Genomic DNA, 18,316 nt, shown 5'->3' on the forward strand with positions numbered 1-18,316 from the left:
TTGCAGTGTTGAAGCTCGTCCAAGAGGGAACTCGGACATCCTCCCCGCGGGCAGGCGTCGCATACGGGGTCGGACATCCGGGAAGAAAACTAAGCGGACCGCGCTGTCCGACCGGTTCCAAGGATAGGTGTCTGTGGGGACGCGCAGGTCGGCGGGCTCTTGCCGCGAGGCGGCGCACTGCCATACTTACGATGCCGTAGGTTACGGGACCGTAGGAAGTACCGTGCGGTTCCGGCGGTACGGCTTCTCCCTCATTCCCATACCCCCCAGGGGACGCGCATGACCACAGGCTCCAACGTGATCGAAGACCCTTCCAAGGCACCCGACGACAGCACAGCGCCGCTCGCCACTCTCGGTGGTGAGCAGAAGCGTTCGATCGAGCAGATCTCCTTGCTGCTCTTCATCGTCGTCCCGTTCCTGGCCGTGCTGGCGGCCTTGCCGCTGGCCTGGGGATGGGGGGTGAGCTGGCTGGACCTCGGGCTGATGGTCTTCATGTACTTCCTCGGCTGCCACGGCATCACGATCGGCTTCCACCGCTACTTCACGCACGGTTCGTTCAAGGCGAAGCGGCCGTTGCGGATCGCGTTGGCGGTCATGGGTTCGATGGCCGTGGAGGGCCCGCTGGTGCGTTGGGTGGCGGACCATCGCAAGCACCACAAGTTCTCCGACGCGGAGGGCGACCCGCATTCGCCGTGGCGGTTCGGGGAGACGGTCCCGGCGCTGGTGAAGGGCCTGTGGTGGGCCCATATCGCCTGGATGTTCGACGAGGAGCAGACCTCGCAGGAGAAGTACGCGCCGGACCTGATCAAGGATCCGGCGATCCGTGCGATCTCGCGCCAGTTCATCCTGTTCACGGTGGTGTCGCTGGCGATTCCGCCGCTGGTGGGCGGGCTGGTGACGATGTCCTGGTGGGGCGCGTTCACGGCGTTCTTCTGGGGTTCGCTGGTGCGGGTGGCCCTGCTGCACCACGTGACGTGGTCCATCAACTCGATCTGTCACGCGGTGGGCAAGCGTCCGTTCAAGTCGCGGGACCGCTCCGGCAACGTGTGGTGGCTGGCGGTCCTGTCCTGCGGCGAGTCCTGGCACAACCTGCACCACGCCGATCCGACGTCGGCGCGGCACGGGGTGATGCGGGGGCAGGTGGACTCCTCGGCCCGGTTTATCCGGTGGTTCGAGATGCTCGGCTGGGCGTACGACGTGCGCTGGCCGTCACGCTCGCGTATCGATTCACGCCGTATCACGGACGGGGACGGCTCCCGGCAGGGGAAGGCGGCCGCCGAGGCTGCATGATTGACGGCGTGGCGACCGATCCCAGCAGTAACTCCAGTCCCAGCAGTGATGTGAAGCCGCGGCGCGCACGGCGCACCCGCATGACGGGGGCCGAGCGCCGGGAGCAGTTGCTGGAGATCGGTCGCACCCTGTTCGCGGCGAAGGGCTTCGAGGGCACGTCGGTGGAGGAGATCGCGGCGAAGGCCGGGGTGTCCAAGCCGGTGGTGTACGAGCACTTCGGCGGCAAGGAGGGGCTGTACGCGGTCGTCGTGGACCGGGAGATGCGCCGGCTGCTGGACATGGTCACGTCGTCGTTGACGGCGGGCCATCCGCGTGAGCTTCTCGAGCAGGCGGCGTTCGCGCTGCTGGACTACATCGAGGAGTACACGGACGGTTTCCGCATTCTGGTGCGGGACTCCCCCATCCCGCAGTCGACGGGGTCCTTCGCGTCGCTGATCTCGGACATCGCGACGCAGGTGGAGGACATTCTGGGCCGCGAGTTCAAGAACCGCGGCTTCGACCCGAAACTGGCGCCTCTGTACGCGCAGGCCCTGGTCGGGATGGTCGCGCTGACCGGTCAGTGGTGGCTGGACGTGCGCCGGCCGAAGAAGGCCGAGGTGGCGGCGCACCTGGTGAACCTGTCCTGGCACGGCCTGGACGGTATGGAGGCCAAGCCGCGGCTGATCGGGCACCGCAAGAGCTGAGCCGCCCGGCACGACCGGCGCACGCGGCAGGCCCCCCGGTCCTTTGGGACGGGGGGCCTGCCGCGTGCGCGGACCGGGCTCAGTGCTTGAAGACGTCCTTGGTCTTCTCCTTGGCCTGCCGGGCGTCGCCCTTCGCCTGGTCGGCGCGGCCCTCGGCCTCGAGCCTCTCGTTGCCCACGGCGCGCCCGACCGTTTCCTTCGCCTTGCCCTTGGCCTGTTCCATCTTCGCCTTGGACTTCTGCTCGCCTGCCACTGTCCATCACTCCCAGTCAGGTCTGCGTGTGGTCTGTTCTTTGCGAGTGACCCGCCTGACGCCCGTCAAACCCGCCCGCCCCTCGCATGCCGTGCCGCTCTCACGGCTCCGCGCCCGCCCCAGGCGGGTCGGGTTCCAGGAACTCCAGCCGGTTGCCGACGGGGTCCAGGGCGTAGAAACGGCGGTGTCCGGGCAGCGCGTCGTCCCACTCGACGCGGACGCCGTGGTGCGCCAGCCGGGCCGCGTACGCCTCGATGCCGGTGACCCGCAGCCCGGGGTGGGCCTTGCGGGAGGGCCGGAAGCCGGGCTCGACGCCCAGGTGGAGCTGGACGGCGCCGGCCTGGAACCAGCATCCGCCGCGCGCGGCGAGCGCCGGCGGTTTGGGGATCTCGGTCATGCCGAGGGCGCCGGTGTAGAAGGGGCGCACGAGGTCTTCGGAGCCGGGCGGGGCGGCGAGCTGGACGTGGTCGACGGCGGTCAGCATGCCGGGCCGCCGTTCTTCGTGGCCACGGCGAACAGGCGGCAGAACGGCAGGACGGTGCCGTGGGGCGTGCTCGGGTAGGCCTCGCGGAGCAGGTCGCGGTAGGCGGTGGTGAAGGCGTCGCGGGCTTCGGGGTCGTCGGCGAGGGCGTCGAGGACGGGGCGCAGGCCGGTGCCCCTGACCCAGTCGAGGACGGGGTCCTCGCCCTGGAGGACGTGCAGGTAGGTGGTGGTCCAGACGTCGGTGGTGCAGCCGGGGCGGGTCAGCCGGTCGAGGTAGAGGCCGGGGTCGTGGACGGAGTCCTCGCGACGCAGGACATGGCGGAGTCGGCTCTTCCAGCGGGGGCTGCCGGCGAGGCCGCGCATGAGGGCGTGCAGGGGTGCGTCGGTGTTGTGCGGGACCTGGAGGGCGAGGGTGCCGCCGGGGGCGAGGCCGTCGAGCCAGCCGGGGAGGGCGTCGAGGTGGCCGGGGACCCATTGGAGGGCGGCGTTCGACACGAGCAGGTCGTAGGTCTCGGGGGGTGTCCAGTCGGTGAGGTCGGCGTGGGCGAAGTCGAGGCGCGGGCCGGCGTGGGCGGCGGCGTCGGCGAGCATCTGCGGGGAGTTGTCGTAGCCGGTGATGTGGGCGGTGGGCCAGCGGTCGGCGAGGAGTGCGGTGACGTTGCCGGCCCCGCAGCCGAGGTCGCCGATGCGGGGCGGGTCGCCGGGCAGGTCGGGGACGCGGGCGAGGAGGTCGGTGAAGGGGCGGGCGCGGTGGCCGGCGTGACGCAGGTACTGGGCGGGGTCCCAGGTGGGGTTGGTCGTCATGCCCGTCACTGTCCCCCGGCATTTATCTTGATGTCAAGATGCTCGATATCAAGAGACTTCATGTCGACACAACCACTACACTGATCGTCATGGAGGACGAGGTCGATCGGCTGGTCGCAGCGTGGCGCCGGGAGCGCCCGGACCTCGACGTGGAACCGCTGGAGGTACTCAGCCGGGTGAGCAGGCTGGCCCGGCATCTGGACCGGGCACGCCGGCTGGCGTTCTCCGAGCACCAGCTCGAGCCCTGGGAGTTCGACGTCCTGACGGCGCTGCGGCGCGCGGGGGCGCCCTACCAGCTCTCGCCGGGGCAGCTGCTGACGCAGACGCTGGTCACCTCGGGCACGATGACCAACCGCATCGACCGGCTCGCGAAGAAGGGCCTGGTGGAGCGGCTGCCGGACCCCAGCGACCGGCGCGGGGTGCTGGTGCGCCTCACGGACGACGGCAAGGACCGCGCCGACCAGGCGCTCGCCGGGCTGCTCGACCAGGAGCGGGCGATCCTGGCCGAGCTCTCCCCGTCCCAGCGCGGCGACCTGGCGAGCCTGCTACGCCAGCTGACCGCCCCGTTCGACAACATCCCCGGTTAGGGCCTGCCCCAGGTCCGCAGGCCCGACCCCGGCCCGGCGGGCGAGGGCGACCGCGGCGAGGGTGGAGTGCACGCCCAGCTTGCCGAGCACGTTCTGCATATGGGTGCGGACGGTGTGCGGGGAGAGGAACAGGCGTTCGGCGACCGCCTTGCGGCCCAGGCCCGCGACCATGCAGCGCAGCACCTCCCGCTCCCTCGGCGTGAGGGACTCCACCAGCCGCTCGCTCTCGGTGCGGTGCTTGCGGGCGGCCGTCAACTCCCGCAGGACGCCGGTGAGCAGGGCGGCGGGCAGATGCGTCTCGTCGCGCAGCACCCCGCGGATCACCGTCAGCAGACGGGACAGCGAGCAGTCCTTCGCCACCCAGCCGGCCGCGCCGGCCTGCAGGGCGAGGGCCGCGCGCCGGGGGTCGTCCTTCTCGGCGAGGACGACGATCCGGATGTGGGGCTGTGCGCCGCGGACGCCCGCGACCAGCGAGATCCCGTCGACCGGGCCGTCCTCCCCGACCTCCTGCACGGGCACCGCGGGCCGTATGCCCGGCAGCCCGCCGCCGAGGTCGGCGTCGACGAGCAGCACGTCGTACCGGCGTCCCTCGGCGACCGCGCGCTCCAGGCTGCGCAACGCCGCCGGGCCGCTGCCGGCCGCGGACACGTCGACGTCGGGCTCGGCCGCCAGCGCCGCGGCGAGCGACTCGGCGAAGATACGGTGGTCGTCGACGACCAGTACACGAATGCGAACCACGAAACCCCCTTCCCCGAGCTCCTTGACGGAGCAGGGGTTACCCCAAAGGTCCGGAGACGGGAAACGGACGACCGCCGCGGGCACGACGCCCCGACGGGGAGGCCAGGACCGCCCGGCCGCCGCCGTGCAGAGACTGCTACCCCCACCACGGGCGCCTTACCCGACCGTCTCGCCCTCTGATCGACACCGGCCCCCACCGGTGCTGTTCACAGGGTAGGGCTGTGGGCGGAGAGCGGAAGGCAAATGGCAGAACTGGTTGGCCAGCGCGTTTATGGTGTGCCACATGTTTCGTCTTGAGACAGAAGTCGACAGGACCCGGCGCGATCTTCTCCGTTCACGGCTGCGGGCCACGAACACGGAGGCCTCCCCGGTGCTGCGCGCCCTGCGCGGGACCCCGGCCGAACGCGAGTCTCCGTTGCACGTGTGGGCCACGGGCCCCGGGGGCGAACTGGCCGGCGGGCTGGTGGGCCACACCTGGACGGCCTGGCTGCACGTCGTCTACCTCTGGGTCGATGCCCGGCACCGCGGCGCGGGGCTGGGCTCCCGGCTCCTCGCCGAGGCGGAGCGCGTCGCCCGCGACGAACGGGGCTGCACCCGCGTACGCCTGGAGACCTGGGACTTCCAGGCGCCGGACTTCTACCGGCGGCACGGCTACGAGGTGGTGTGCGTGATCGAGGACTACCCGCCGGGCGTCACGGAGTTCACGCTGACGAAGCGGCTGATGCCGCAACCGGGGTGATCCGGAAACCGGGACGGCGGGACGGAGACCGGGGTGCGGCGGGAGACCGCCGCACCCCGCTGACGTGACGCCGGACCGCTCAGCTCAGCCGGCGGGCGCCCGCCGAAGGCACCGCCTCGAACACGCGCGGGGCCTTGTACCCGGCGGCCGCGAAGGCCTCCTCGACGGCCTTGGTCAGGGTGTCGACGTCGGCGGCGTCCGCGAGGACGATCGCCGAGCCGCCGAAGCCGCCGCCGGTCATCCGCGCGCCGAGGGCGCCGGCCGCGACGGCGGTCCCGACGACCAGGTCCAGCTCGGGGCAGGAGACCCGGAAGTCGTCCCGGAGGGAGGCGTGGCCCTCGGTGAGGACCGGGCCGACGGCCCGGGTGTCGCCCGACTCCAGCAGCCGCACCACGCGTTCGACGCGCTCGTCCTCGGTGACCACGTGCCGGACCAGCCGGCGGATCTCCTCCTCGTCGCCGAGCCGGGCCAGTGCCGCGTCGAGTCCCTCGAAGGGGACGTCGCGCAGCGCGTCGACGCCGAGCAGGGCCGCACCCTTCTCGCAGCCGGCCCGCCGCTTGCCGTACTCGCCGCCGCTGTGCGCGTGCGTGACCTGGGTGTCCACGACCAGCAGGCGCATGCCCTCGGCCGCGAGGTCGAGCGGGATCTGCTTCTGGGAGAGGTCGCGGGTGTCGAGGAACAGCGCGTGACCGCTCTCGCAGCAGGCGGAGGCGGTCTGGTCCATGATGCCGGTGGGCGCGCCGACGTAGACGTTCTCCGCGCGCTGGCACAGCCGGGCCAGCTGCCAGCCCGGCAGCCCGAGTTCGTACAGGTCGTTGAGCGCCAGCGCGACCACGACCTCCAGGGCCGCCGACGAGGACAGGCCCGCGCCGGTCGGCACCGTCGAGGCGAGGTGGACGTCCGCGCCGGTGACGGGGTGGCCGGCGTCGCGCAGCGCCCAGACGACGCCGGCGGGGTAGGAGGCCCAGCCGTCGTCCGATCCGGGCGTCAGGGAGTCCGGCTCCAGCTCGACGACGCCGCCCTCGATGTCGGCCGAGTGCAGGCGCAGCCGGCCGTCCTCGCGCCGGGAGACCGCCGCGACCGCGGTGTGCGGCAGCGCGAAGGGCATCACGAAGCCGTCGTTGTAGTCGGTGTGCTCACCGATGAGGTTGACGCGGCCGGGCGCCGCCCAGACGCCGTCGGGCTCCGTGCCGTACAGCTCGATGAAGCCGTCCCGGACCTGCTGTGCCCCCATTACCGCTCCCTCGTCGTGCTGTCGGCGATCTGCTGGGCGAACGCCCAGGCGTCCGCGACGATGCCCGCGAGGTCCGCGCGGGACGGGTTCCAGCCCAGCTGTTCGCGGGCGGTGACCGCGGAGGCGACCAGGACGGCCGGGTCTCCGCCGCGGCGCGGGGCCACGACCTCGGGGATCGGGTGGCCGGTGACCTTGCGGACCGTCTCGACGACCTCGCGGACGGAGAAGCCGTTGCCGTTGCCGAGGTTGCAGATGAGGTGCTCGCCCGGCTCGGCGGCGGCGACGGCGAGGAGGTGCGCCTCGGCGAGGTCGGCGACGTGGATGTAGTCGCGGATGCAGGTGCCGTCGGGGGTGGGGTAGTCGTCGCCGAAGACGGAGATGGCCTCACGGCGGCCCTGCGCGACCTGGAGGACGAGCGGGATGAGGTGCGACTCGGGGTCGTGGCGCTCGCCCTGCGCGCCGTACGCGCCCGCCACGTTGAAGTACCGCAGGGAGACCGCGCCGAGCCCGTGCGCGGCGGCCTCGCCGCTGATCATGTGATCCACGGCGAGCTTGGAGGCGCCGTAGGGGTTGGTGGGCCTCGTGGGGGCGGACTCGACGATCGGGACCTGTTCCGGCTCGCCGTAGGTGGCCGCCGTGGAGGAGAAGACGAGCTTGCGCACGCCCGCCTCGCGCATCGCGGCGAGCAGCGCCATGGTGCCGCCGACGTTGTTGTCCCAGTACTTCTCGGGCTTCACGACGGACTCGCCGACCTGCGAGAACGCGGCGAAGTGCAGCACGGCGTCGAAGGAGGCGTCGAGGTGCTTGGCGGCGTCGCGGATGTCGCCCTCGATGAAGGCGGCGCCGGCGGGGACGCCTTCGCGGAAGCCGGTGGAGAGGTTGTCCAGGACGACGACCTCGTGCCCCGCCTCCAGCAGGTGCTGGGCGACCACGCTGCCGACGTATCCCGCGCCGCCCGTGACCAGATACTTGCCGCTGCTCATCAACTCGCTACCTCTCGCAGTCGCTCGGCCGCACGCTCCGGCGGCACGTCGTTGATGAAGACGTTCATGCCGGACTCGGAGCCCGCGAGGAACTTCAGCTTGCCGGACGTGCGGCGGATGGTGAAAAGCTCGAGGTGGAGCGCGAAGTCGTCGCGGTTGACGCCCTCGTACTCCTCCAGCGTGCCGAACGGCGCCTGGTGCCAGGCGGAGATGTACGGCGTCTGAGACTCACCGTCCCCTCCCTTCCCTCCGTCCGCCTCGTCGAAGATCCGGTCGAAGCGCCTCAAGAGTTCCAGATACACCTTGGGGAACTCTGTGCGCGCGTCCTCGTCCAGCGCGAGCAGGTCCGGCACCCGGCGTCTGGGGTAGAGGTGCACCTCGTAGGGCCAGTGGGCGGCGTACGGCACGAACGCGACCCAGTGTTCACCCTCCAGGACGACCCGGTTCTCGGCGAGTTCACGCCGCAGGACGGCGTCGAAGAGGTTCTCGCCGCCGGTCGCCTCCTTGTGCGCCGCGACCGAACGCAGCATCAGGGCGGTGCGCGGAGTGGTGAACGGGTAGGCGTAGATCTGCCCGTGCGGGTGCCCCAGCGTCACACCGATCTCGGCGCCGCGGTTCTCGAAGCAGAACACCTGTTCCACGGAGGGCAGATGTGACAGCTCGGACGTCCGGTCCGTCCACGCCTCGAGGACGAGTCCCGCCTGCTCCTCGGTGAGGTCGGCGAAGGACGCGTTGTGGTCGGAGGTGAAGCAGACCACCTCACAGCGTCCGGAGTCGCCGGCGAGGGAGGGGAAGCGGTTCTCGAAGACGACGGCGTCGTACGACGAGTCCGGGATCTCGCTCAGCCGGTCGCCCTCGGAGGGGCAGAGCGGGCACTCGTCGGCCGGCGGGTGGTAGGTGCGCCCCTGGCGGTGCGAGGCGACGGCGACGGAATCGCCGAGCAGCGGGTCGCGCCGTACCTCCGAAGTGGTGACCGTGCGCTCGAGCGGACGCTTGTCCACCGCGTCGCGCACCACGTCGTCACGCCGGTCGTAGTAGATCAGCTCACGACCGTCGGCCAGCCGGGTCGAGGTCTTCTTCACCGCGACTCTCCATCCGTACCCCGGGCCCGCGGACCCGGATCAGTACACCTAGCGAAGCTTCAAACAGAACCGAACACATAAAACCATAAACCCCCACGACGAGTCATCAGCACGACCAAACAAAGAACACCAAGCGAAGCGAGCGGTGCATGCGAACCCCCACCTGCCTGGCGGCAGAGCTACGGCTCCCCACGAACTGGCTCGACTACACGATCCTCGGCATCTACTTCGTCGTGGTCCTCGGCATCGGCTTCGCCGCCCGGCGCTCGGTGAAGACCACCCTCGACTTCTTCCTCTCGGGCCGCTCGCTGCCCGCCTGGATCACCGGTCTCGCGTTCATCTCGGCGAACCTGGCCGCCACCGAGATCCTGGGCATGGCCGCGAACAGCGCACAGTACGGCGCGTACACCGTGCACTGGTACTGGATCGGCGCCATCCCGGCAATGGTGTTCCTGGGCCTGGTGATGATGCCGTTCTACTACGGCAGCAAGGTCCGCTCGGTCCCGGAGATGCTGCTGCTGCGCTTCGACAAGGCGGCCCACCTGCTGAGCTCGGCCCTGTTCGCGTTCGCCGCCATCCTGATCGCCGGGGTGAACCTGTACGCGCTGGCCATCGTCGTCGAGGCGCTGCTGGGCTGGCCGCAGTGGGTGGCGATCGTGGTGGCCGGCTTCTTCGTGCTGGCGTACATCACGCTCGGCGGCCTCTCCTCGGCGATCTACAACGAGGTCCTGCAGTTCTTCGTGATCCTGGCGGCCCTCATCCCGCTGTCCGTGCTGGGCCTGAAGAAGGTGGGCGGCTGGGACGGCCTGACCGACAAGCTCACCGCGTCCCACGGGGACGACTTCGTCACCGCCTGGGGCGGCACCGGCATCGGCAGCGCCAACCCGCTCGGCGCGAACTGGCTGACGATCGTGCTGGGCCTCGGCTTCGTGCTGTCCTTCGGCTACTGGACGACGAACTTCGCGGAGGTGCAGCGCGCGCTGTCGGCGAAGAACCTCTCGGCGGCCCAGCGCACCCCGCTCATCGCGGCCTTCCCGAAGATCTTCATCGTCTTCCTGGTGATGATCCCGGGCCTGGTGGCGGCGGTGCTGGTGCCGAAGATCGGCACCGCGGACTCCGACCTCCAGTACAACGACGCCATCCCGTACCTGATGGAGCAGCTGCTGCCGAACGGCGTGCTGGGCATCGCGGTGACGGGTCTGCTGGCGGCGTTCATGGCCGGCATGGCGGCGAACGTCTCGTCCTTCAACACGGTGTTCACCACCGACATCTGGGCGAGGTACGTGGTGCGGGGGCGGGAGGACGCGTACTACGTGCGCTTCGGCCGACTGATCACGGCGGTCGGCGTGGCGGCCTCGGTGGGCACGGCGTTCCTCGCGTCGTCCTTCTCGAACATCATGAGCTACCTGCAGACGCTCTTCAGCTTCTTCAACGTGCCGATGTTCGTGGTCTTCGTCGTCGGCATGTTCTGGAAGCGGGCGTCGAAGAAGTCGGGCTTCTGGGGGCTGCTCGCGGGCACCACGGCGGCGATGGTCAACTACTTCGTCCTCTACAAGCAGGACGTCATCGGCATCCCCACCGACCAGGGCGCCAACTTCGTCTCCGCGATCGCCGGCTTCGTGGCGGGCGCGGTCGTGATGGTGGCGGTGTCGCTGTTCACCGCCCCCAAGACGGACGAGGAGCTGCGGGGTCTGGTCTACGGCACCGTCTCCCCCGGGATGGCCGAGCCGCCCGCGGCGGGCGACGACGCCTGGTACCGCCGGCCCGCGCTGCTGGGCTGGAGCGCGGTGATCCTGGCCGCCCTCTGCTACATCCCGTTCTCGTTCTGAGCCCTCGCGACACCCGCGGGAGGATGGAGACACCATGTCCGAGCAGTTCGAACCGTCCGAGCGCGACGAGGCCGCCGAGCGGCTGCGGCGGGCGGGCTGGTCCGAGGCCGACGTCCAGCGCGAGGTCACGGCACTCGAGGAGAAGTCCGCGACCGCGGCCCGCATCTTCGACCTGCGCCGCATCATCGGCGGCCTGTTCGTCCTCTACGGCGTGATCGTCACGATCGCCGGCCTCACGGACGGCGACGCGGCGATCGACAAGGCCCAGGGAATCAACATCAACCTGTGGACGGGCCTCGGGATGCTGGCCCTCGGCCTGTTCTTCCTGGCCTGGCTGAAGCTGCGGCCCGCGGCGCCGGTCACCCCGAAACTCCCGCCCGAGGCGGTGGAGGGGGAACCGCCGCGGGGCGGGTAGCGGCAGGGCGGCCGCGCCGCCGCGCCGGCCGCGGAACGGGGCGGCTCCGGGGTCCGGGCATGCGGAACCCGGAGCCGCCCCACGTCATGGCCGTGGCCGACCGGACCGGTCCTAGGTCCTAGTCCTCCCGGTCGGCGACGTTCACGTTGACGGCGTCGTCCCCGTTGTTGCAGATCTGCTGGGTCGCCGTCTGGTTGGACGAGACGCCGAGGAGGGGGAGGTTCAGGTTCGGGATGTTGATGAGACCGAACGAGATGTTCTCCACGTGGTTGGCGCACCGGCGGGAGTCCCCGTCCGAGCCGGAGGCGCCGGCGGAGGCGATCCCGGCCCCGGCCATGCCGAGGCTGGCGATCATGGCGGCCACGAGAGCGGTCTGGTGAAGCTTGCGCATTGCGTTCCCTTTTCGGCTGAGTGGCATGCTTCGTCAATGAACGACGTCATTCCCGTCACTGAACGAAACGGTACGATTACACACCGTATGCGTTATTTGTCCGATATGCACCTCAGTCACCGGCGAGTCAGCCCGAGTCAGCTCCGTTCGAAGCAGTGCGAGCGGCCGACGACACGGAAACCGCGACGCTCGTACCAGTGGCGGGGCCAGTCCGCCGCGTCCGCCGTCAGGAACCGGGTCCCGCAGCCCTGGTCGGCGGCCATGCGCAGGGCGGTGCTCAGGACGGCGTCGCCGTGGCCGCGCCTGAGGTGGGCCTCCGCGGTGATCAGGTCCTCGATCTGGGCCGTGCCGGCCGCCGGGTCCATATAGAGGTCGGCCCAGGAGGCGGCCTCGCCCTCCTCCGTGCGCGCGCAGAGGAACCGGACCACGTCGGCCCCGCGGCGACGCGCCTCGCGCCGGTCGACGAGCTGGCGGACGACCTCGTCGTCGACGTCCGGAAGGAAGCCCCGCCAGCGCCGGGCGAGCGGGACGCGGAGCGCGTCGAGGTCCACCTCCCGCGCCGTCGCCCCGCCGGTCGGCACCGGGCCCGTGTGCAGCATGACCAGCAGGGTGGAGTGGGCGTACCCGGCCCGGGTCAGCGGCTCCGCGCACGCGCCGGCGACGTCGTCGTCGAGGACGGAGACCATGCGGAACGGCAGATGCCCCAAAGCCCGCTCCGCGAGGGCGGGCAGCGCCTCGGGGTCGACGGCCGCGTCGATGACGACCTGGTTGTCCGCGTGGGAGTGCGCGAAGGAGTCGTCGTACACGGCGAACCCGCCCGGGAGGTCGACGACGCGCGCGGCCTGACGGCGGGCGAAGGCCGACAGGAAGGCCTTGATCTGCTGCAGTTCCGGGGTGGGCATGGAGCGAGCCTAGACAGCCGCGGACCTGGCCCGCCCCGAATTACCCCCTGCCCGGGCCCCGCCCGGGCGACGGGGAACCGGGCGTCGGGGACCGGGGCGTCGGCACGAACAGGCACAGCCGGTACGTGGTGGGACGGTCCGACCGGCCGCACAGCGTGTCGACACGCACCGCCGCCGCGTCGACGCACGGCTGCTCCGTACGCAGGCGCAGCAGCCTCGCGCGCAGCTCGGACCGGTCCCGCGTCTCGAGCAGCACGTCCCAGCGGCCGTCAGTGCGCGGCGCCGCGCTCCGTTTCCGCTTCCGTTTCCGCTGACCCGGCATCGTCCGTCGCCCCGCTCGTCGTCGCATCGCTGCCGTATCCGGCGATCTCACCGCTTCGTGCCGCCGCGACCAGGGCGATCGTCAGGATGACCGCCCAGTCGACGAAGTGCGTCGACAGCGGGTAACTCGCCAGGGTGTAGCCGTCTCCGGTCAAAAAGACGATGTGCAGCGCGGCGACCGGCAGCCCCGCGGTGAGCGCCGCCAGCAGGCCGCGCAGCGGGGCCCGCACCAGCAGGCCGCGCGGGGCGATCGCCAGGGCGAGACCGGTGGCCGTGCCCAGGGCGACGCCCACCGCCATGCTCCCCAGCGCCGCGTACACGCCCGCCGTCGTCAGCGCCCACGCAGTCCCGTAAAGGCCGCCGGTCAGGAAGACGAACGCCGCCACCAGGCACAGAACGCCGACCGCCCCCGCGGGCCACGCCCCGATGAGCACCCCGAGGCGCGCGCCCCGACCGATGACCGTACGTGCTCGCACGCGCCCTACTCCGCTTCCGTCGCCCGGTCGCGGGACGTGTGCGGCAGCGGGCCCGCGCGGTCCAGCAGGCCGGTGCGCGCCGCGAGCGCGGCCGCCTCCAGGCGGGAGCCCACGCCGAGCTTCATCAGGACCCGCTGGACGTGGGTGCGGGCCGTGGAGGGGGCGATGCCCATGCCTGCGGCGATCAGCCGGGTGTCCTCGCCGTCGGCGACGCGGACCAGGACCTCCACCTCCCGCGGGGTGAGCATCTGCAGCAGCCGCTGGCCCTCGTCGTCGGGCTGGGCGGCCGGGTTCAGCAGTTCGCCGAACGCGCCCTGCAGCAGCTGCGGCGCCACCGCCGCCTCACCCGCCCGCGCCTTCATGATGGCCCGCTCCACGCCCTCTATGCGCTCGTCGTGGCGTACGTAGCCGGAGGCGCCCGCCGCGAAGGCGGCGGCGATGCCGCGCGGGCTCGGCACCGGTCCGAGGACCAGGACCGCCACCTGCGGGCGCTCCCGCTTGATGCGGACCACGGGGTCGAAGACGCCCGGTTCGGCCGGAGCCGCCGTGCCCAGCAGACACACCTCGGGGGCGCGGGTGATCACCAGCTCCGCCGCCCCCGCCGCCGGCGCTGCCGCGGCGAGCACCCGGTGCCCCCGCAGTTTCAGCGCCGAGGCCAGCGCCTCGGCGAGCAGGCGGTGGTCGTCGACCACCATCAGCCGCACTCCCATCGAGCAACCCCCCAGTCCCCCCGTGGATGCCCACACGGATCCACGCGGACCCACACGCACCCACGCGAACCCACGCGGACGAACAAAGGGCGCCCCCCGGCACCCCTGTCCTCATGCCCCCGGAAGCTACACGCTTGTTCGACATTGCGCTCCCCCTACCGGCGAGAACTGCCCGGATCGCCGAAATTCCTCTCACGAGGGCGACGTTGGCGATAAATGAGAAGGCCCCGCCCCCGAGCGGAAATCAACTCGGGGGCGGGGCCGTGACCCGACGATCAGTACGATCAGCTGCCCGCGGCGCCGAACCCGACCGCGAGGTACTCCGGGTCGCCGCCCGAGGAGGCGCTGTCGTCGACGTACACCTCCGACATGTACAGGCGCCCCTGCGCGAAGAGGACCTCGGAGTACTCCGGGGACAGGCTGGTCTCCAGGTCGTGCACCGCGTCCGTGGCCGCGTTCTCCAGCAGCACGGTCTCCTTGAAGGAGCCGCCGTCGATGCTGACGACCTGTCCGCCCTTGTCGTACGGCGGCCTCTTGTAGGCGATCAGGTTGCCGCCGTCCATGCGCAGCGGGTAGATCGTGTAGCCGTCGCCGGCGTCCGCGCGCTGGCCGGTCTGCTTGCCGGTGGCCAGGTCGAAGGCGACGATCTCGTTCGCCCTGCCGTAGGTTCCGCTGCCGTCGTGCTCCTCGGTGGGCACGTAGATGCGGTCGTTGCCGACGGCCAGGCCCGTGCAGGCCTCGATCCTGGTGATGCCCTCGCAGTCGGCCGCGTACTCGGCCCCCGGCACCGAGATGCGGGTGCGCAGCTTGCCGGTTTTGCTGTCGATGGAGAAGAAGTCCGAGATGCCGCTGCCGTCACCGGCGCTGTCGCCGACGTCGGCGGCCACCACCAGGGGCTCGGTGGAGACGACGGACGCGTAGTCGATGCCCGTGGCCAGCTTGTACTCGGAGAGCACCTTGCCGGAGACCGGGTCGATGGTCTGGATGTGCAGCTCGGGGTTGTCGTACGCGCCGCACTTGCGCACCGCCACCAGCTTGGGGCCGCCGCCGTAACCGGCGTCGTAGCAGGTGTCGGCCGGCTTCGGCGACCACAGCACCTTCCCGGAGTCGATGTCGAAGGCCGCGCCGCCCTCCGTGCTGCCCACGGCGACCGTGTTCCCGCTGACCGTGACGTTGTCGAAGTCGATCGCGTAGTCCCCGGAGGTGACCGTCTTCTTCCACAACTGCTTGCCGGCGGTGAGGTCGATCGCCGCGATCTGGTCGCAGCGGGCCGTCTCAGCGGTGCTCGCCTGGAAGACGACCGCCGTGCGGTGGTCGTCGGTGGCGAACCTGCTGGCCTCGCACACCGGGCCCGGCAGCGCGATCGACCACAGCTTGGTGCCCTTGGCCGGGTCGTAGCCGGTGATCCCGTTGACGCCGGTCTTCACGTACGCCTTGTCGGTCAGCCAGGAACCCCGGACGCCGACGCTGTCGTCTTTCTTGACCACCGGCATCGCCAGCTTGAAGAGCACGTCGGCGGAGGGGTCGGCGGGCGCCTTCTCGCTGCCGCCGGAGGTCGTGCCGCCGGTGCCTTGGCCCGTGTCCCCCTTGTCGCCCCCGCCGCCGTTCGCGCCGCCGGAGCTCGCCTCCTCCTTCTTGCCGCCGCTGTCGGAGTTCGCGTACCAGACGCCGCCGCCGACGATCAGCGCGATCGCGACGACCGCCGCGACGATGATCGCCACCTGCGCGTTGATCTTCCGGCCGGAACCCGGCGGGCCGCCGCTCCCGACGACCTGCGGCTGCATGGGCACGGTCTGCTGCCCCGGGTATCCGTAACCGGGCTGACCCGGGTAGCCGTACCCCGGCTGCTGGCCGTAGGGGTTCGTCTGCGGCTGGCCGTAGGGGTTGGGCTGCGGCTGGCCGTAGGGGTTCGGCTGCGGCTGGCCGTACGCGGACGGGCCCGGCGCGGGAGCGGCCGGCTGGGCCGGGTAGCCGTAGCCGGGGGCGGTCGGCGGCGCGGCGGGCCCGCCCGGTGCGGGCGCCTGCGGGTAGCCGTAGCCCGGCTGGGGCTGCGGCGTCCCGGACGGAGCCGGCGGCGCGGGCGCCGGGGAAGCCTGCGGCGCCTGTCCCGGAGCCGGGGGCTGGGCCTGAACCGGAGCCGGGGGCTGGGGCGGAGACTGCGGCTCCGGGGTCTTCGACAGGCTCGGCGCGGGCGGCTGCGGCGGAGCGTCCTGAGGGACGGAGTCCTGGGGCACGGAGTCCCGGGGCACGGCGTCCTGGGGGACGGAGTCCTGCGGAGCGGAGTCCGGGGGCGTCGCGTCCTGCGGTGGCTGGGGCGGGCCGAAGCCGCCCTGCTGCGGGGGCTGGTTCGGCGGCTGGTTCGGCGGCGGGGGCGGCGGCTGGGTCATGGTGTGGGTACCTCAGGAGAAAGCTCGGGAAGCCCGGAAAGGCGGAGGAGACGGGGAAGCCCGCGGAAGGCGGGCCCGGACGGCCCGCGGTGGCGGGCCCGGACGACGGCGGAAGCCGGAGCCGGAGGGACGGCGCGGGCCGGGAGGACGGCGGCTCGCCTCACTTGCCGTAGGCGAGCATCAGCTTCTCCTTCGTGTCGTCGTTGCCCGTCAGCCGGGTGGTGGAGAGGTAGAAGCGCCCGCCGACCCAGTCGACGGCACGGGAGTAGAAACCGTCCTCGATCTTGACCGTGCTCTCGGGCAGTTGGAGCAGCTTCGTGGGCGTGTGCGCGGACCCCGCCGTGGGGATCGCCACGACCTGACCGGGCGCGTCGTACGACGGCTGGACGTACGCCACGAGGTTCCCGCCCTCGACCCGCACCGGCTGCATGGCTTCGTCGGTCGGGGACTTCACCCGCCACTTCTCCTTGCCGGTGGCCAGGTCGATCGCCACGATCTCGTTGGCACCGCTCTTCGCGTCGGTCGGCAGGTAGAGCGTGTTGGCGTCGGACGCCGTGCCCTGGCAGCCGGTGAGGTTGCGCTGCAGGAAACCGGAGTCGCAGTCGGGGGCGAAGTCCTCGTCGAAGCCGACCTGCGAGCGGTAGGAGCCGTTCGCCTTGAACGTCGAGATGTTCCAGGAGTTCTTGTCCTTGTTGGTGCTGTAGACGACCAGCGGGTCGACGGAGTACGTCTTGCCGACGCTCCACCCCTTGTCGAACTTCTGGGTCCACTTGACCTTGCCGGTGGCCGGGTCCAGCTCCTGGAGCTCGTCGTGCTCGGTGGCCTTGGTCGCGTCGCAGGACGCCACCGAGATGAGCCGGGTGCCGCCCGCGAACGCCGTCGGGAAGCACGCGTCGCCGTACTTCTGCTTGTCGTACAGCTTCTTGCCCGTGCGGACGTCGTACGCCGTGCCGGACTGCGAGCGGCCCACCATCAGCGTGTTGCCGGCCAGCGACAGTTCGACGCTGATCGCGCTGTCGAACAGCGCGCCGTCCGCGACCACGCCCGTCCAGCCCTTGGCGCCGGTGCCGAGGTCGACCTGCTGGAGCTGGTTGCACTTGGCGCGGTCGCTGGTGCCGCTCATGTACGCGACCACGATCTTGTCGTCGGCCGTCCGCTGCGGGGTGACCGCGCAGATCTTCTGCGGGAACGTGAGGGCGGGCCAGGTCGGCCTGCCGTCCGCCACGTTGTACGCGACGACCTGCTTGTACGCAGCTTTCACGGCCGCCTTCGACGTGATCCACATGCCGGGGGCGTCGGCGCCGGAAGCGGGCGCGTCGGGCGCCTCCTTGTACCAGAGCACCTTCGCTTCGCCCGACTTGCGCCCGGCGTTGAAGTCCTGGTCGTCCCCGCCGCCGTCGCCGTCGCCGTCACCGGGGTTGACCGGCGCCGCGCTCGTCGCCTTGTCGTCGCCGCTCGGTCCGGCGACGGGCTTCTTCGGGTCCTTGTCGTCGCCGCTCGTGACCGCGAACACCGCGCCGCCGATCACCAGCAGCGCCACGACCGCGGCCCCGACGACCAGCGCCGGCCGCCCCTTGAAGGGGTTGCGTCCGCCCGTCGGGGCGCCGGGCGCGCCGGGGAACTGGGGCTGCTGCGGGTAGCCGTAGCCGGGCTGCGGGGCGTAGGGACCGGCGGGCTGCCCGTACGGTCCCTGCTGCCCGTAGGGGCCGGGCTGGCCGGGCTGCGCGTACGGGCCGGGCTGCTGGGGCTGTTGCCCGTAGGGGCCCGGCTGCTGCGGGTAGCCGTAGCCGGGCTGCGGCGGCTGGGCGGGCGGGCCCTGGGGCGGCTGCGGCGGCATCTGCGGAGCACCGAAGCCGCCCTGCGGCGGCTGCTGGTGCTGCGGCTGGTCCTGCGGTGCTCCGAAACCGCCGGGCTGCGGCGGCTGACTGGGCGGCTGGGCCATCGGCGTGTTCCCCCTGGTCACTGATTTTTAGCCACGCCTCCGGGCCAGTGACCACCCGGAGCCGTCC

Annotated in this window: 19 protein-coding genes; 6 read left to right on the forward strand and 13 right to left on the reverse strand. The window is 71.5% G+C overall.

Annotation, left to right across the window (positions count from 1 at the left end):
- Positions 1-279 precede the first annotated feature (279 nt).
- The gene (locus QF032_RS16740) at positions 280-1,290 is read left to right on the forward strand and encodes an acyl-CoA desaturase (RefSeq protein ID WP_306951719.1); all 1,011 of its coding nucleotides are present in this window, start codon (positions 280-282) and stop codon (positions 1,288-1,290) included.
- Positions 1,287-1,973, forward strand: coding sequence for a TetR/AcrR family transcriptional regulator (locus tag QF032_RS16745; RefSeq protein ID WP_307043600.1), 687 nt, complete (start codon positions 1,287-1,289; stop codon positions 1,971-1,973). Before QF032_RS16740 ends, QF032_RS16745 begins: the two co-directional genes overlap by 4 nt.
- Before the next feature lie 79 nt (positions 1,974-2,052).
- Here the strand turns inward: QF032_RS16745 and QF032_RS16750 are convergent, their stop codons facing one another.
- The 3 genes from QF032_RS16750 to QF032_RS16760 form a co-directional block, all read right to left on the reverse strand.
- Positions 2,053-2,226, reverse strand: coding sequence for a CsbD family protein (locus tag QF032_RS16750; protein WP_069768604.1), 174 nt, complete (start codon positions 2,224-2,226; stop codon positions 2,053-2,055).
- 100 nt (positions 2,227-2,326) lie between these two features.
- Complete coding sequence (locus tag QF032_RS16755) at positions 2,327-2,710, reverse strand: VOC family protein (protein ID WP_307043603.1); 384 nt, start codon at positions 2,708-2,710, stop codon at positions 2,327-2,329.
- Positions 2,704-3,513 carry a trans-aconitate 2-methyltransferase gene (locus tag QF032_RS16760; protein ID WP_307043606.1) on the reverse strand — a complete coding sequence of 270 codons (810 nt, stop codon included), beginning with the start codon at positions 3,511-3,513 and terminating at the stop codon, positions 2,704-2,706. Before QF032_RS16760 ends, QF032_RS16755 begins: the two co-directional genes overlap by 7 nt.
- An 89-nt stretch (positions 3,514-3,602) precedes the next feature.
- On the opposite strand from QF032_RS16760, the gene QF032_RS16765 reads away from it, so the two are divergent.
- Positions 3,603-4,100, forward strand: coding sequence for a MarR family winged helix-turn-helix transcriptional regulator (locus tag QF032_RS16765; protein ID WP_107443563.1), 498 nt, complete (start codon positions 3,603-3,605; stop codon positions 4,098-4,100).
- Here the strand turns inward: QF032_RS16765 and QF032_RS16770 are convergent.
- Positions 4,059-4,838 (reverse strand): helix-turn-helix transcriptional regulator, encoded by a 780-nt coding sequence (locus QF032_RS16770; protein WP_307043608.1) that lies wholly within the window; start codon positions 4,836-4,838, stop codon positions 4,059-4,061. The two genes, QF032_RS16765 and QF032_RS16770, sit on opposite strands and share 42 nt — an antisense overlap.
- 271 nt (positions 4,839-5,109) lie before the next feature.
- On the opposite strand from QF032_RS16770, the gene QF032_RS16775 reads away from it, so the two are divergent.
- The gene (locus QF032_RS16775) at positions 5,110-5,577 is read left to right on the forward strand and encodes a GNAT family N-acetyltransferase (protein ID WP_307050133.1); all 468 of its coding nucleotides are present in this window, start codon (positions 5,110-5,112) and stop codon (positions 5,575-5,577) included.
- 79 nt (positions 5,578-5,656) lie between these two features.
- Here QF032_RS16775 and galK read toward each other — a convergent pair whose 3' ends face one another.
- Genes galK through galT form a run of 3 tightly spaced genes read right to left on the reverse strand, consistent with a single transcriptional unit; the run spans position 5,657 to position 8,876 of the window.
- Positions 5,657-6,811: a galactokinase gene (gene galK, locus QF032_RS16780; RefSeq protein WP_307043611.1), complete on the reverse strand. Its 1,155-nt coding sequence runs from the start codon at positions 6,809-6,811 to the stop codon at positions 5,657-5,659.
- Positions 6,811-7,794 (reverse strand): UDP-glucose 4-epimerase GalE, encoded by a 984-nt coding sequence (galE, locus tag QF032_RS16785; protein ID WP_307043613.1) that lies wholly within the window; start codon positions 7,792-7,794, stop codon positions 6,811-6,813. Before galE ends, galK begins: the two co-directional genes overlap by 1 nt.
- Positions 7,794-8,876: a galactose-1-phosphate uridylyltransferase gene (gene galT, locus QF032_RS16790; protein ID WP_307043616.1), complete on the reverse strand. Its 1,083-nt coding sequence runs from the start codon at positions 8,874-8,876 to the stop codon at positions 7,794-7,796. The genes galE and galT overlap by 1 nt, the downstream gene beginning before the upstream one ends.
- A gap of 149 nt (positions 8,877-9,025) precedes the next feature.
- Between galT and QF032_RS16795 the strand changes: the two genes are divergently transcribed.
- Both QF032_RS16795 and QF032_RS16800 read left to right on the forward strand, forming a co-directional pair.
- Positions 9,026-10,705, forward strand: a complete 1,680-nt coding sequence (locus tag QF032_RS16795; protein ID WP_307043618.1) for a sodium:solute symporter family protein — start codon at positions 9,026-9,028, stop codon at positions 10,703-10,705.
- Between the two features lie 34 nt (positions 10,706-10,739).
- Positions 10,740-11,120: a hypothetical protein gene (locus tag QF032_RS16800; RefSeq protein ID WP_307056376.1), complete on the forward strand. Its 381-nt coding sequence runs from the start codon at positions 10,740-10,742 to the stop codon at positions 11,118-11,120.
- A gap of 118 nt (positions 11,121-11,238) precedes the next feature.
- Here QF032_RS16800 and QF032_RS16805 read toward each other — a convergent pair whose 3' ends face one another.
- From QF032_RS16805 to QF032_RS16830, 6 genes are all read right to left on the reverse strand, one after another.
- The gene (locus QF032_RS16805; protein ID WP_307043622.1) at positions 11,239-11,511 is read right to left on the reverse strand and encodes a hypothetical protein; all 273 of its coding nucleotides are present in this window, start codon (positions 11,509-11,511) and stop codon (positions 11,239-11,241) included.
- A gap of 137 nt (positions 11,512-11,648) precedes the next feature.
- Positions 11,649-12,413: a GNAT family N-acetyltransferase gene (locus QF032_RS16810; RefSeq protein ID WP_307043624.1), complete on the reverse strand. Its 765-nt coding sequence runs from the start codon at positions 12,411-12,413 to the stop codon at positions 11,649-11,651.
- Between the two features lie 269 nt (positions 12,414-12,682).
- A complete protein-coding gene (locus QF032_RS16815) occupies positions 12,683-13,210 on the reverse strand; it encodes a hypothetical protein (RefSeq protein WP_307043626.1) in 528 nt (175 codons plus the stop codon).
- 5 nt (positions 13,211-13,215) lie between these two features.
- The gene (locus QF032_RS16820) at positions 13,216-13,920 is read right to left on the reverse strand and encodes a helix-turn-helix transcriptional regulator (protein WP_266721235.1); all 705 of its coding nucleotides are present in this window, start codon (positions 13,918-13,920) and stop codon (positions 13,216-13,218) included.
- Positions 13,921-14,204: 284 nt separating this feature from the next.
- Positions 14,205-16,307: an outer membrane protein assembly factor BamB family protein gene (locus QF032_RS16825; protein WP_307056377.1), complete on the reverse strand. Its 2,103-nt coding sequence runs from the start codon at positions 16,305-16,307 to the stop codon at positions 14,205-14,207.
- Between the two features lie 160 nt (positions 16,308-16,467).
- A complete protein-coding gene (locus QF032_RS16830) occupies positions 16,468-18,249 on the reverse strand; it encodes an outer membrane protein assembly factor BamB family protein (protein WP_307043632.1) in 1,782 nt (593 codons plus the stop codon).
- Between the last annotated feature and the right edge of the window lie 67 nt (positions 18,250-18,316).

Origin of the sequence: Streptomyces achromogenes, from assembly GCF_030816715.1 — a bacterium.
GTDB classification, from domain to species: Bacteria; Actinomycetota; Actinomycetes; order Streptomycetales; family Streptomycetaceae; genus Streptomyces; species Streptomyces achromogenes_A.

Coding starts and splice junctions, on each gene's coding strand:
- galE (WP_307043613.1), bottom strand. CDS start 7,794: ATGAGCAGCGGCAAGTATCTGGTCACGGGCGGCGCGGGATACGTCGGC.
- QF032_RS16800 (WP_307056376.1), top strand. CDS start 10,740: ATGTCCGAGCAGTTCGAACCGTCCGAGCGCGACGAGGCCGCCGAGCGG.
- QF032_RS16810 (WP_307043624.1), bottom strand. CDS start 12,413: ATGCCCACCCCGGAACTGCAGCAGATCAAGGCCTTCCTGTCGGCCTTC.
- QF032_RS16830 (WP_307043632.1), bottom strand. CDS start 18,249: ATGGCCCAGCCGCCCAGTCAGCCGCCGCAGCCCGGCGGTTTCGGAGCA.
- QF032_RS16740 (WP_306951719.1), top strand. CDS start 280: ATGACCACAGGCTCCAACGTGATCGAAGACCCTTCCAAGGCACCCGAC.
- QF032_RS16755 (WP_307043603.1), bottom strand. CDS start 2,710: ATGCTGACCGCCGTCGACCACGTCCAGCTCGCCGCCCCGCCCGGCTCC.
- QF032_RS16820 (WP_266721235.1), bottom strand. CDS start 13,920: ATGGGAGTGCGGCTGATGGTGGTCGACGACCACCGCCTGCTCGCCGAG.
- QF032_RS16805 (WP_307043622.1), bottom strand. CDS start 11,511: ATGCGCAAGCTTCACCAGACCGCTCTCGTGGCCGCCATGATCGCCAGC.
- QF032_RS16765 (WP_107443563.1), top strand. CDS start 3,603: ATGGAGGACGAGGTCGATCGGCTGGTCGCAGCGTGGCGCCGGGAGCGC.
- QF032_RS16825 (WP_307056377.1), bottom strand. CDS start 16,307: ATGACCCAGCCGCCGCCCCCGCCGCCGAACCAGCCGCCGAACCAGCCC.
- QF032_RS16760 (WP_307043606.1), bottom strand. CDS start 3,513: ATGACGACCAACCCCACCTGGGACCCCGCCCAGTACCTGCGTCACGCC.
- galK (WP_307043611.1), bottom strand. CDS start 6,811: ATGGGGGCACAGCAGGTCCGGGACGGCTTCATCGAGCTGTACGGCACG.
- QF032_RS16745 (WP_307043600.1), top strand. CDS start 1,287: ATGATTGACGGCGTGGCGACCGATCCCAGCAGTAACTCCAGTCCCAGC.
- QF032_RS16775 (WP_307050133.1), top strand. CDS start 5,110: ATGGTGTGCCACATGTTTCGTCTTGAGACAGAAGTCGACAGGACCCGG.
- QF032_RS16795 (WP_307043618.1), top strand. CDS start 9,026: ATGCGAACCCCCACCTGCCTGGCGGCAGAGCTACGGCTCCCCACGAAC.